This is a genomic window from Trichocoleus sp. DQ-U1, from assembly GCF_039961925.1.
Classification (GTDB): Bacteria; Cyanobacteriota; Cyanobacteriia; order Cyanobacteriales; family FACHB-T130; genus FACHB-T130.
The window spans coordinates 43,978-58,308 of record NZ_JAMPKB010000016.1 but is presented as its reverse complement, the minus strand read 5'-3'; the positions used below and the strand labels follow the sequence as shown (position 1 = coordinate 58,308).

The 14,331-nt window shown below is 48.1% G+C and carries 8 protein-coding genes; 4 read left to right on the top strand and 4 right to left on the bottom strand.

Features of this window, described 5'->3' with window-relative positions:
• Positions 1-3: 3 nt before the first annotated feature.
• The 3 genes from NDI34_RS09225 to NDI34_RS09215 form a co-directional block, all read right to left on the bottom strand.
• Positions 4-1,077: a glycosyltransferase family 4 protein gene (locus NDI34_RS09225; protein ID WP_348232509.1), complete on the bottom strand. Its 1,074-nt coding sequence runs from the start codon at positions 1,075-1,077 to the stop codon at positions 4-6.
• A 60-nt stretch (positions 1,078-1,137) separates the two neighbouring features.
• Positions 1,138-2,451, bottom strand: coding sequence for a HEAT repeat domain-containing protein (locus NDI34_RS09220; protein WP_348232487.1), 1,314 nt, complete (start codon positions 2,449-2,451; stop codon positions 1,138-1,140).
• A gap of 238 nt (positions 2,452-2,689) precedes the next feature.
• Complete coding sequence (locus NDI34_RS09215) at positions 2,690-3,811, bottom strand: DMT family transporter (protein ID WP_190986210.1); 1,122 nt, start codon at positions 3,809-3,811, stop codon at positions 2,690-2,692.
• A gap of 433 nt (positions 3,812-4,244) precedes the next feature.
• Here NDI34_RS09215 and sppA point away from each other — a divergent pair, with 433 nt between their 5' ends.
• Together sppA and aroH are read left to right on the top strand one after the other, a co-directional pair.
• Entirely contained in the window at positions 4,245-5,066 is an 822-nt protein-coding gene (gene sppA / locus NDI34_RS09210) for a signal peptide peptidase SppA (protein ID WP_190415662.1), read from the top strand.
• Positions 5,067-5,153: 87 nt separating this feature from the next.
• A complete protein-coding gene (aroH, locus tag NDI34_RS09205) occupies positions 5,154-5,573 on the top strand; it encodes a chorismate mutase (RefSeq protein ID WP_190415750.1) in 420 nt (139 codons plus the stop codon).
• A 57-nt stretch (positions 5,574-5,630) separates the two neighbouring features.
• Here the strand turns inward: aroH and crtR are convergent, their stop codons facing one another.
• The gene (crtR, locus tag NDI34_RS09200; RefSeq protein WP_190415660.1) at positions 5,631-6,533 is read right to left on the bottom strand and encodes a beta-carotene hydroxylase; all 903 of its coding nucleotides are present in this window, start codon (positions 6,531-6,533) and stop codon (positions 5,631-5,633) included.
• Positions 6,534-6,846: 313 nt separating this feature from the next.
• Here crtR and NDI34_RS09195 point away from each other — a divergent pair, with 313 nt between their 5' ends.
• Both NDI34_RS09195 and NDI34_RS09190 read left to right on the top strand, forming a co-directional pair.
• A complete protein-coding gene (locus NDI34_RS09195; RefSeq protein ID WP_348232486.1) occupies positions 6,847-7,686 on the top strand; it encodes a COP23 domain-containing protein in 840 nt (279 codons plus the stop codon).
• Between the two features lie 240 nt (positions 7,687-7,926).
• Complete coding sequence (locus NDI34_RS09190; protein WP_348232485.1) at positions 7,927-14,226, top strand: CHAT domain-containing protein; 6,300 nt, start codon at positions 7,927-7,929, stop codon at positions 14,224-14,226.
• Positions 14,227-14,331: the final 105 nt, after the last annotated feature.

Here is a 14,331-nt window from a genome sequence, read left to right as displayed (position 1 = left end):
GTTTTAATTTTGCAAGATATCCCGAAACCATTCTTCCATGCGATCGCCCAGTGCTTCCAGGGAATATTCCGCTTCGGCTTGTTGGCGGCAAGTATAGCGGTCAAGTTGATCGATGCGTCCGATGGCCTCGACCAATCCCGCCACGCTATCCGGCTCCACCAAAAAGCCCGTCTTCCCATCCTGAATAATTTCAGTCGGGCCACCTCTGGAATAAGAAATCACCGGCACTCCACACGCAAGCGCCTCAATCACCACATTGCCAAACGCTTCCACCCAGCGAGGTGTCATCAACAACGCCCGACAATTGCCTAAATGCTGTTGCAGTTCGGATGTGGAGAAAAATCCTGCATATTCTACAGGAGCATCGGGATAATCTTGACAAATCTGCTTCCAATATGCATCGTCTTGCATTTTGCCAAGAATTTTTAGGGGAATGCCGGTAATTTTGGCAGCGGCAACGGCATCCTCTAGACCTTTTTCTGGGGCAATCCGACCTACCCAAGCCAAGGCGGAGGAAGGTTCTGGGGAAAATTGATAAAGCGATAAATCCAGACCGCTTCCCAGAATCCGATACTGCGACGGACTAGGAAAAGTTTCTGCCTGTGTCAATGTGTAGACGCCAACCGTACCGGGAAACTGACCGGCAATCTGTTCCACGATGCGATCCATCGCGGTCGAGAGAGAACCCATACTCACGAAATGGGCGATCGCTCGATTAAAAAATGGCGTTAGATAGAACGGTAGCCAATCATAGGCAATGTTGAAAATCAGATCGTAGTCAGCTTGGACTTGCCGCGCATAATCCCACATATTGCCCAGCACAGAATTCTCCGGCATGACAATCGGGGCACTCCGTCCTTGAGTCTGAGCCGTTGTCTGGAGTTCTCCAGCAATTTCGATAATTGGAATATCTCCCAGCACAGAACCTTGGGGAGCCACAATTTTGAGGGTATGTCCCCGCCGGAGCAGCTCTTGGGCAACGTTGAGCAGGGTTAGTTCTACGCCACCCCCCAACCCTGTGCCGAGAGCGCCCACCGAGGTTGAGAGCAACAACAGTTTCAATGGACGATGCAAGATGGACAACTTTTGGACTCTAAACGATAAACAATAAATTCAAACTCTTGTAAAGACGCTGATTTAGCGGTTTTCTGATTCCTCTGACGGATGATTAGAAGAATTTTGGGAATTTGGCAAAGCGGGCAAATTATTATCCGTACCAGGATTCAAGCGAAGCCGATTTAACTGCCCTATCGCCCACCGCGCTGTTTCCTGAACCTCGGAATCCCGATCTTCAGCAGCGTGACGCAATAAATTGCTGACTTGACCGATCGTGTCATAAATTCTTGTCAAATCCCGAATTGCATTTTTGCGAACATCAGGGTTTTCATCTTGCAACGAGATCGCGAGTGCCCGGTTCATCGGTTTGAGGGTGCGGGTGCCGATTTGCGACAGCGCCTCTAAGATTAAGCCGCGCTGCTGAGAATCCGAGTCGATCATCAAATCCACCAAGGGCTGAATTGCTCTGGAGTCGCCGCATTGTGCCAGTTCCCAGATCGCCTTGCGTCGTTTTGTCGGATCGGCTCCCTGTAAATCTTTAATTAATTCATTAACAATATCAATTTTGGGGAGGCGAGTGGTTTCTCCCATCGCTTTTGCCTCGTTGCTTCGCAGCCGTGCTAACGGCTTCGCTTCGCTAACTGCTTCTATTGGCTTTTGTGCGGTTGTTCTCCCGTCTAAATTGCTTTTTTCTAAATTGCTTGTTTCTGAAAGGGTCAAAGCAGAGGCATGATAGCCGTTATTGCCATTGTCATTTTCTATCGGGTGAGAATGGATATCTGCGGGATGATTGGCATCTTTAGGGTCTTCGTAGCGGCTTTCATCCGATTCCTCAGATCCAGACTCCGGCTCTTCCTCTCTGTTGAGGTTGCCTAACCATTTCAGCAAGAAGTAAACTCCTAATCCGACCCCAGCTGATGCTGCTGCTAAACCTAATAACCACCAGAGGCGATTCCCTTCAGAACTCGGTTTAGCCGCCTTGGGTTTTGGGGTGGGAGCCGGTGAAGATTTTGCGGTTTCGGCTGCCTGAAGACGCTCTTGAGTCGTGGAACCAGCAACTCCGTCAGGCGTTAACCCGACAGATGTTTGAAATTTAGAGACGGCAACGGCTGTCGTTCGCCCATAAACGCCATCTACTGGCCCGTTGTAGTGCCCCAAACGCTTTAGTGACTTTTGCAGTTCTGCAACTTCAAAGCCTTGAGAGCCTACTTGGAGGATAGGCAAATCGTTTTTAAGGTTTGGGGAACTCGCCTGAGCCAGTTCTAGGGAGACGGGTAAACTGGGGGAAGAAGTGGCGATCGCTGACGGCAATCCTGTGGAATTCTCACCCGAACTGGGGATAAAGCCCAGACAGATAATCCAGGTAACTAGAAGCCATGTGGAGCGGTAGAACATAGTTTTGGGAAACCTGTCTAAGTGAATACAACCAGACAAGATCCTTTGCTGATAATTTTCTGCTTAGCTTCTAGTACCAGCATGAAGTTATTCGTTCTAAATAGTTAGCGAGCAATTCATCCCTATGTTTTGGGCGAGCGGCTCTGGGAGCAAGTGTGAATATTGGGCTGATCATAACAGAAAGTTTCAACTCGCTCTCAAATCTTAGCGGCTAACTTGTCTGTCATCCTATTCATTTCTACCGATTTTGCCAAATCTCGGTTTCGGATTCTTTCGCTTGTATTGGCAGTGATTGATAGGGTAATGGCTCGGATGGCTCTAAGAGAGAAATTTGCTCGGTTTTGCTTTCTTCTTGTGTCACCCTGGTTTCAACAGATGTAGAGGGTTGCCCGAAGCGCAGGCTTTGCAAACGCACTTGTTCGGCTATCTTCTCGCGCTGATTAATTAGATAGATACTGGCAAGGGTTAGACTCACTCCCAGCCATTGAAGAGGGCTGAGAACTTCAGCCAAAAGTAGATTGCCAAAAAAGAGGGCAAACACGGGTGTCAAAAAGGTGAGGGAACTAAGACTGGTGAGATTGCCGCTAGAGGCAAAGTAGAAGAATAAACCATAGGCGATCGCGCTGCCAAATACGGCTGCGTAGCTCAATGCTATCCAGCCAGACGTATTTAGATGCACCCACTGGTCTGATTCCCACACTTGGGAGAGTGCAAACAAAGGCAAGCCGCCCAAAATCATGTGCCAGCCAGTCGCCACCACCGGATCGGCATACTGGCAAACGAAACGAATCAGCACTGTTCCGACAGCCATCGACAGCGCCGCCAGCAGCATCAGCCATTCCCCGCTCTCAAACAAGTGCGTGAAGCTAAACGAGCCAGCGATCGCGTTGCCGTGGAAGAGATTGATAATCCAATCATCCGGCAAGCCAATCAAACTAATCCCCAGCACTCCCAATGCCAAGCCCAGCCAGCCCCACAGCCCAATGGTTTCTCCAAACAACCAACAGGACAGCAAAGCCACTGCCAGGGGTTGAGAGTCTATCATCACCGAACCCAACCCGGCACCCGTTCGCACTAATCCAAAGGCTAAAAAGCCTTGAAACAAAGCGCCATCAACCAAAGCAAACAAACTAATCCACAGCCACGCCCGAACGCCTTTCGGTTGAGGTTTCCCCATCAAAAAGGCAGCAACTAATACCAATACCCCGGCAGGCACCAACCGGACACCAGCCATAAACAGGGGCGTCGTGTTTGGGATAACACCCTTCATTGCCACCATCGCCGTTCCCCACAAGAAAAAGGGGGCAATCAGCAGCAAGGGTGCCAACGGAATTTTGGATTCTGTGAGTTTTAGCTGCATAAAAGTTCTTTGTGGGCGTACATAACAGAGCCAAATCAGCACTCTTGAAGCAGGTCATCACGAGCTGCCCTTCCAGAAGTCGCCACCGGATTTATCAAAAATTTTTCCAGTTTCTTGCTCTTTATTCTGGCTGGTTGCGCGTTTATTTACTTAATTGTACTTAATATGTAGTTCTGTTAAGGCGTTTTGGCAAATTGTGGGGATGCCGACAAAAGGGTAAGTTTTTACTTGTAAGTACCTGTTAAATTCGGGGAGCTAGGGAAAACCTTTTTTCTGATAAGCTTTCAGGCTTCACCCGCAACCCAACGAAACCGATGCGGATCGTGCAAACTAGAGAAAGAGCCAGCATTCCTAGGGAAACACTTACTGTTTTGCAGGATTTGCTTCCTTCTCTAATTCGCTCATTCATTCACGATTCATCGCTTGCCTGCTCATGATCTGGCCTTTTCAGCCTAAGTTTCGTAAACAAATTGCTCGGATTGAAGTGACTGGTGCGATTGGCAGTACTACCCGAAAACAAGTTCTAGAAAGCCTGAAAACGGTTGAAGAACGAAAGTTTCCAGCTTTACTGCTACGCATTGATAGTCCTGGGGGTACGGTTGGGGATTCTCAAGAAATCTATGAAGCCCTGACTCGCCTGCAAAAAAAGGTGAAAATTGTTGCCAGCTTTGGCAATATCTCCGCATCTGGGGGAGTATACATTGGGATGGGAGCCGAACACATTGTTTCCAACCCAGGCACAATTACCGGCAGTATCGGTGTAATTCTCCGGGGAAACAACCTGGAGCGCTTGCTAGAAAAGATTGGCGTTTCTTTCAAGGTGATCAAATCGGGTCCTTATAAAGATATTCTGGCTTTTGACCGGGAACTCACCGAGCCGGAAAAGAATATTCTCCAAGACCTGATTGACGTCAGTTATCAGCAATTTGTGCAAACGGTTGCTGAGGCTCGGAAGCTGACAACCGAAACGGTTAAAAGTTTTGCCGATGGTCGCATTTTCACAGGTCAACAAGCGTTAGAACTGGGGGTTGTTGACCGGCTCGGCACTGAGGAAGATGCCCGCCGTTGGGCTGCGGAACTGGTCGGTCTCGATCCCGAAAAAACGAAGTGTTACACCCTGGAAGAACGCAAACCTTTCTGGAATCGTGTGGTATCAAGCAGAGTTCAAGGGGCATCTAGTCTATCAGCTGGGATAGACTGGTTAGAATTTGAACTTTCTACCAGTGGTCAGCCGTTGTGGCTTTACCGACCCTAGTATGAAGTTTAGATTTTAGATTATAGATGATTCTGAAATCCAAAATCTAAAATTCAAAATCCCAATTATAAAATGGAGGATGCTTGCGTGGAGTGGCGAGTTCGAGCGATTCGCGGGGCAACAACTGCCTCACAAAACACGGCTGAGGCAATTCGAGAAGTGGTAGCGGAACTACTCGATGAATTAGAAGTACACAATCAACTACATCCCGATCTAATTATTAGTGCCACGTTCTCGGTAACGCGGGATCTAGATGCGATCTTTCCCGCTGCGATCGCTCGCTCTCGTCCCCACTGGGACAATGTCCCTCTGCTTGATGTTCAGCAAATGCACGTGGAGGGAGGGCTGGAGCGTTGCATCCGCTTCTTAATTCACGTCAATTTGCCAGCTTCCCATCCACCGATTTACCATCCTTATCTGCGGGGAGCTAAAAGCCTAAGACCGGATTGGAGTTTGTCTCAGGTTAGCTTATCCTCGCAGTCAACGATTCAGTCGTTTCATCGCTGAGGTTTTTTGTCATTAGTGATTCGTCCCTAGTCATTGACGAATCACTAATGACATTTATTAGCTATTTTCTAGGTTTTTAGGTGATTTGTTGTGAAAATGGATGCCTAAAAAAACGTCATATAAAAAGCTCCAGAAATTTTTTCCTTGCCAGATTCCCAGAGTTTGATAACAGCCTTTTTCATCTAAGAGGGGCTTGGTGGCGTAATAAGCATTCTGGTAGTGATACCAGGGGATGGAAGGCCACAAATGATGAATGAGGTGGTAATTTTGCCCCATGATCAGCAAATTGAGGATGGGGTTGGGGTAAACTCTGGCATTCTTCCAGCGATCGCGTTCTTGATGCGGGCGATGCGGCAGATAATCAAAAAACAATCCCAGCGCCAATCCTACTAGGGCAGACGGGATAAACCAAAAATTGAGAATGTAGCCTAAGAAGTGGTACTGAATTGAAATATAGAAAATCGTCCCCACAAACAAGCGGCTTAAGAACCATTCTAAAAGTTCATATTTTCGCCACAGCTGCCGTTTAAAGAAAAATACTTCGTGGTATAAAAACCGCACCGGAATTAACCACAGGGGTCCGCCAGTAGAAACGTAATGATCTGGATCGTTTTCCGGGTCATTGACATGGGCATGATGCTGCAAATGAACCCTAGTAAATACTGGGAAGGCAAAGACTAACATCAGCGCACTGCCATGTCCCAGGATGGCATTGATGACTCGGTTACGATGGGCAGAATTATGACAAGCATCATGAATCACCGTTCCACAAATGTGCAAGGCGATCGTGTTTGTGATAAAGCAACACCAGTGAGGCCACTCCCAGAGCCAATAACCAAAGTTTGATAGCACAACCATCGCTACGGCGGCTAGAAACATGAGTAGCGTTGGGCTTAGGGACGCAGGCGGTTCCAGGAAATGTCTGGGAACTGTCAGCGGCTTTTGTGCCTCCAACAACATTGTTTTCTCCTTTTGAATGATTTAAGGGTTCTGCGGGAACTTTGCTTCGGTTTTCCCGTCACTATGGCATCTAGGGGGGTATGTTGTGCAACATTGGATACACGATAAACAGTACCCACTGATTGACAATTTTCAAAAAACACGCTCTATTTTCCTGACTTCTTACCCTTATTCCTACCAGGGAAGCGGGGGATTCTAGTCGTGCTTTCGTAGTATACGCTACGAAGACCGATTTATAAAGATTTATGAAATTAGCTCATTTAATTCAAATGATGCTAACGATAGTCAAAAAATATACAGGAGGATTGTTGATATGTCACCACATCTGTCTAGGTTCGCGTTTGAAGCAAAGTCCTTAGTGGTCAAAAGTGTGGCTTTATCTGCTGGTGTAGCAATGCTACTGAATAGCGGTATCGCCTTTGCAGGTTCTGTTCAGCAAGCGCAACTGCCGGGTGTAGAAGATGAGAATACTCAGACCTCGGACGGGGATGTTGTGGTAGACACCGATGGGAGTCCAGATAGCACCACTAGCCCAGGAACGGAATCAGAGAATAGTACAACTGCTAACAAGCCACGGTTTACCTGCCAGCTAACGAACAGTCAGTATATGGTGATGTATCACCCGAAAAGTCAACCCGATCAAGCTTATGCTTGGGCAACTCCCAGTCCTTTAGGCGGTGGTTGGACTGCGGAGAGACGTTGTAACGAAATTAGTCGCAGATTAGAATCTTATCGACCCGATGGTCTTCAGGAAATGCGGGCATCGGTGGAAAATAACTACAACGTTGTTTGCATCACGACTCAGAAAAATCCAGACTGTCGGATTGTCCTGACTGTACCTCCCGGTGAAAATCCGCAGTTAATCCGCGATCGCGTTTTCCAAAATATCAGCATTGCTGACAGCGGACAGGTGACAGAGGGCGTCAATACCTTTGTTGGGGGTCGGGATGCTCAGATGCTCAACGATCTCTTAAACTTGGGCTTATCTTCCCTCGGCGGAACCACCAACCGCTCCAGCCGTAGGTCACAAAGCGTTAACTTGCGACCTTTCTTAGATCGAGCTGATGGTGGCACCGGCACCCAGTTGAAAGGCGGAGTGCCTATGCGCTCGAATCGAGCCAATCCTCGACTGAATCCAGGCAACTTCCGTTAAAAATTGTTGATAGGCGAGCGGGGATTCAAACCCGCGATCGCATAATCAGCACAATCAATAGAATAGAGAAGATACAAAATTGTTTGGCTTCCCAATATTGAGCCGTCTGGAAGCCAGACAATTTTATTTATTTACAGATGGCGATCGCTCTTAGGAGCTAAAACAAATAAAAGCATTCCTAACACGTTGAATCTGTCAATGTTACTTTAGGGATATTGACAACAGGGTAAGTGCATAAATATGTCAGCCGTTAGAAATATAAGGCTGTTACTGGTAGTGTTTTCACTAACAGCGATCGCTAACTCGCTTCAACCAGTACAAGCACAGCCGATTACCCCAGCGGCTGACGGCACCGGCACAATTGTTACTCCAGAGGGGAACCGTTTTAACATTAGTGGCGGCACGCTTTCAAAAGATCAAGCAAATCTTTTTCATAGCTTTGAGCAGCTAGGATTAAATTCTGGGGAAATTGCGAACTTTCTTTCTAACCCTAATATTCAAAATATCTTAGGGCGGGTTACAGGTGGGAATGCTTCTTATATCAATGGATTAATCCAAGTCACGGGAGGAAACTCTAACCTGTTCTTGATGAATCCAGCGGGGATTATCTTCAGTTCTCATGCCAGCCTAAATGTTCCTGCTTCATTTACCGTCACCACTGCCACAGGTATCGGTTTTGGCAGCAATTGGTTTAATGCAATTGGGGCGAATGACTACGCTACATTGGTCGGAACGCCCAACCAGTTTATTTTTAACACTCCTCAACCTGGAAGCATTATCAATGCGGGGAATTTGGCAGTATCGGGGAATTTAACCCTGTTAGGTGGCACGGCAGTTACTACGGGGCAGATGAGGGCGACTGGGGGGCAAATTGCTGTAGTCGGTGTACCGGGTGAGAAATTAGTGCGGCTGAGTCTACCCGGCAGCCCTCTAAGTTTAGAAGTTCAACCGCTACCTACCTCAAATACAGCCACGCTACCCTTTACTCCTTTATCCCTCCCTTCGCTGCTAACGGGCGGAAATCTCGCGAATGCCACGGGATTAACCGTCAATAGCGATGGCACGGTACGGTTGACTGCTTCTAGTGCTGAGATTGGCACACAACCGGGTACTGCGATTGCTTCTGGCACCCTGAATGTATCGGGTCAAACCGGAGGCACTGTCTATGTCTTGGGCAACCAAGCGAGTGTCATTAGTGGCAATATTAACGCTTCGGGCACCAATGGCGGCGGTGCGGTACTGATTGGCGGTGATTATCAGGGTCAAGGCAAAGTGCCAAATGCCTTACAAACATTGGTTAGCAGCGACTCGGTGATTTCTGCCGACGCACTGCACAACGGGAATGGTGGAAAAGTCATTGTTTTTGCAGATGATACAGCTAGCATTTACGGGACACTAACGGCAAGGGGAGGCATTTATTCTGGAAATGGTGGGTTGATTGAAACTTCTAGCAAACAGTTTCTCAATCTCACCAGTACGCCGGATGCAAGTGCGCCTCAGGGACTCGGTGGTACTTGGCTGATTGACCCGACCGATATCACGATTGTGAATAGTGGCGGTGGTGCGATTGGCACGAATACGGTGGATGTTGTTAATATTAATGCTGCCCTGAATACAGGCACTAGCGTCATCCTCGACACGGCAACTGCTTCTGGTTCTCCAGGTGCCGGAAATATTACTCAAAATAGCAATGCTTTTATTAGCAAGACATCTGGGGGAGATGCCGCGCTTACTTTACAAGCTAACAACAACATTATTCTAAATGGCGCGATCGCTTCCAGTAGCGGCAAGCTGAATGTCAATCTTTTTGCTGATAATGACACTAACGGAAGCGGCGCGATCGCCCTCACCAATGCCACGATTAGTACAAACGGCGGCAATCTTACAGGAGTTGGTCGAGGAAATGCCACCTACACCAATGGCATTCTGCTCAACAACAGCATTATTAATGTCCAAGGCGGCAATATTAACCTGACGGGCACAGGATTTCTTAGTGTTACTGGTACTACCAACAACGGGATTTCGCTTCAAAACAACAGTGCAGTGCAATCAACCGGAACCGGAACGATTACCCTAACGGGTTTGCCTGGAAGTGGAACAAATGCAAATGACGGCATAGAAATCATCCAAAACTCTAAAGTGAGTTCCGTGGATGGAAATATTAATATTCAGGGTACTGGTAACGGAACTGGTGCTGCCAATCATGGAATTCAGGTCTCTACAGGTAGCAATGTAGCATCCACTGGGGCGGGGAACGTTACCCTAATCGGTACCAGTAACGGAAAGGGTTTCAACAATGACGGCATTTCGATTGGCACGATTGGCAGCATCGTGCAATCCAATAGCGGGAATCTTACCCTGACAGGCACCAGCGGCACTGGGGCGGGAAGTCAGGATGGAACGGCTGTTTATGGAAGCGGCAGAGTGCGATCGCAAGCTGGAAATATTAATCTGTCTGGCACTGTCAAGGGAACGGGCAGCGACAGCTACGAGATTATTATTGTCTCTGAAAGCGTCGTGGAATCTGTTGGGACAGGGGCGATTACCCTAAATGGCACTGGTGCGAGTGATGCAGCAGGCATTCTCTTACAAGACAGCGGCATTAATCCTACTGGAATTGGGGGTAGCGGTAATATCACTCTTACCGCGAATGAAATTAATTTTATTGACTCCACGAATCCTGGCACCCCGCAAATCAAGGGCAGCGGTACGCTTCAATTATGGCCTCTGACTTCCAGTTTGGGTATTACCATTGGCGGGACTGTCAACGACAACCGCTTAAATCTCAACACCAGCGAACTCAATTTCTTAGAAAATGGGTTTTCTCAAATCATCATCGGACGGGCAGATAGCAGCGGTGCAATTACTTTGGCTGGCAACACCACCTTCTTCGATCCAGTCCTCGTGCGATCGCCTGTAGGTTCCGGTTCTATAACTACGACAGGTTATACTCTCGCCGGAGATGATAACGCGACGCTTACCCTGTTAGCCAACCAAAATATCACGACTGGCAATATCATCAATTCCGGTCGTCAGATTACGCTAACCAGCTTCCTCGGCAGTATCAATACTAGTTCAGGCAAGCTTGATACTAGCGCTTATAGCGATAACGGCGGCGCGATCGCCTTGAATGCTTTCGGCAATATTACCACTGGTGATTTGAAATCTTGGTCAGTTGAAGACGATGGCGGGGATATTGTCCTCTCTAGCAAAGCAGGAAGCATTAATACTGGCATCTTAGACGCAACCACTTTTGACGGCAATGGCGGTGCGATCGCGCTGACGGCTTTTGGAGAAATTACAACAAAAGACTTGGAATCGTGGTCGGATTATGGTTTTTCTGGAGAGATTGCCCTGTTTGCCAATGGAAACATTACCACGGGCAGTCTAGATTCTCGCTCCTATGATTCTGGGATTGGGGGTGACATCACCGTTATTAGCAGTGGGGGAAGCATCACAAGTGGAGACTTATTCTCCTACTCCCAGACTAATGATGCGGGTTCGATTAACTTATTTGCCCCTCAGGGCAACATTACCACTGGTATCCTCAACACAGGCTCTTATGGTCTGAGTGCAGGCATTACGGGAAACATCACCCTTACCGCTGGTAGCAACATTAACACCAGCTACATTCATGCTTTTTCAAATGGGTATGGCAATGGGGGAAAAATTTCTCTGACAAGCTATACAGGAACGATCGACACCCAACAAGTACGATCAAATTCAAAGGGTGGTGATGGGGGCGCGATCGCATTTGATGCAAAAGGCAACATTACTACCGCTGACTTGAACTCTTTCTCAAACAGTGGGGATGCTGGTGATATTTATCTTTACAGTGACCAGGGAACTATCCAAACTGGGGCGTTAGATGCAACTTCCTTAGAAGGTTTTGGGGGCGCGATCGAGCTTGAAGCCAATGGCAACATTACCACCAGTAAGGTGGAATCTTGGTCAGTTGATAACGATGGAGGTGATATCTCTATCTACAGTAACCAGGGAGCCATTAGTACCGGGTTGTTAGATACAACTTCCTCTGAAGGCTACGGGGGATTTGTCACCCTTGAAGCCAGTGGCAATATTACGACAGGTAACGTGGAATCTTGGTCAGTTGATAACGATGGGGGTGATGTCTCTATCTACAGTGACCAGGGAGCCATTAATACCGGGTTTTTAGATACAACCTCCTCTGAAGCCTACGGGGGATTTGTCACCCTCGAAGCCAATGGCAATATTACGACAGGTAACGTGGAATCTTGGTCAGTTGATAACGATGGAGGAGCGATCGCTGTTTCTACCAGCGGTGACATCACGACTGGCACTTTAGATTCTGGCACTTATGGTTTCGGCACGGGGGGTGGCATCACCCTCACGAGTAATACTGGAAAAATTTCACTTTTAGAGGTGTATTCTGACTCTCAGTATGGCGATGCAGGGGCGCTCAACTTTTCTGCCAAGGGCGACATTACCACCAGCAATTTGAATGCAAGATCTTATAGTGGTTTTGGCAAAGGCGGCGACATCACGCTGATATCAGGAACGGGAGGCATCAGCACTGGATCGGTCATTAACGCCTCGACAACCTTTACGGGGGGTGCCATAACCTTTTCTGCCACCGGGGACATCACCACCGGCAATCTAGAATCTTACTCGCAGAGTGGGAATGGGGGAGCGATCGCGCTCAACAGCACTACGGGATCGATCGATACCGAAAAGTTGTCTTCTTACTCGCAGAGTGGGAATGGGGGAGCGATCGCCTTAACTGCTAACAACGGCAACATTACTACCCGTACCATCAATGCCCAAAGTCTGGGAAGTGGCACTGGCGGAACTGTTAATATCACTGCTGGTAAATTCTTTCGGGCTACAGGCACGTTTACAGACCGCAATAGCCTAAATTCCAGTATTTCGACCGCTGGTGGAACCAACGGCGGTGACATCACCATCCGTCACAGTGGCAGCACGACCACTCCCTTCGTCGTTGGGAATGCCACCATCAACGGGACAGTTGGATCGATAACCAGTGGGGCAACTAATACGATTGCCACAATCTTTTCAGTACCCGTACCGCCGGACACTTACATCCAGGGCAACATTAAAATCATCACCTTCAGCCCTACTCCCGATTTTATCCCTGCTCAAACCCCCTCACTGCCCGTCGAAATCCCACAGCAAGAAGCATCACAACCGCAGGAGACTACTTCGCTTTCCCCTCCGGCCAATACCAGTCAGTCCTTGGTTGAAGTTGATTCTGCGTTGGCTCAAATTGACGAACCCTTCACCCAGGAATATGAACAATATCTAGGCGTAAGCGATACCCCCACAAGGAGCCTTTCCGATGCCCGTAGTACCCTGCAAAGCATTGAAGCATCTAGCGGTATCAAAGCGGCACTCATTTACGCTGTTTTTACTCCCACAACTGCGGTAGCAAATGAGGCAAAAAGCCCATCTTCCTCAATTGATCATTCCATTAATCCTGACAGCCTAGAACCGCAAAAAACGGAAAATTATCAAGATCAGCTGGAACTCGTACTAGTGACGGCAGATAGACAACCGATTCGGAAAAGAGTCACAGGCGCAACCCGCCAAAAAGTTCTCAAACTTGCTAACCAATTCCAGACGCAAGTGACCAACCTTAAAAGCGCTCGTGGCTACCTAGCATCCTCTCAGCAGATGTATCAATGGCTGCTAGCACCGCTAGAGAAAGATCTGCAAAGACTCGATATTCAAAATCTTGTCTTCCTCATGGACGAGGGTCTACGCACGATCCCCATCGCTGCTCTCCACGATGGTAAAGGGTTTATCCTTGAGCGCTACAGCGTTGGTTTGATGCCCAGCCTTAGCCTCACCGATACTCACTACCAGAGTTTGAAAAATGCTCAAGTTTTGGCAATGGGCATCTCAAAATTTACGGATAAAAATCCTTTACCAGCAGTACCAAGGGAATTATCAGCAATCGTCCCCTATCTGTGGAAAGGCAAGTCCTTTCTCAATGAGGATTTTACGCTAAAGAATCTGAAGGCGCAGCGTCAACAACAGCCGTTTGAGATTGTACACCTGGCAACTCACGGAGAGTTTAATTCAGGTTCTCCCAGCAACTCCTACATTCAGTTATGGGACACCAAATTGCGACTCGATCAGTGGCGGGAACTGGGTTGGGACAACCCACCAGTAGAGCTATTAGTGCTGAGTGCTTGTCGCACAGCAGTGGGGAATGAGCAGGCAGAGTTGGGCTTTGCGGGATTAGCGGTGCAAGCAGGAGTGAAATCGGCGTTGGCAAGTTTGTGGTACGTCAGCGATGAGGGAACTCTAGGACTGATGGCAGAATTCTACGAAGAATTAAAAACAGCTCCGATTAAGGCAGAGGCGCTACGTCAAGCTCAGTTGGCGATGCTCAAGGGGCAGGTGAGACTGGAGGGAGGAAAGTTACGGACTCGCAATGGGGATATCTCTTTGCCACCCCAATTGCTAGGAATCGGAAATCAAGTCCTCTCCCATCCTTATTACTGGTCTGCTTTTACAATGATTGGCAATCCTTGGTAAAAGCAAACGACTCATCACAAAGTAGAGAAACTGAATTGTTTTTAGGATAAGTTTTCCTGCCGCTCTACCCATCACACCCGCTTGAGTATTCAGTTTTGGACTTCA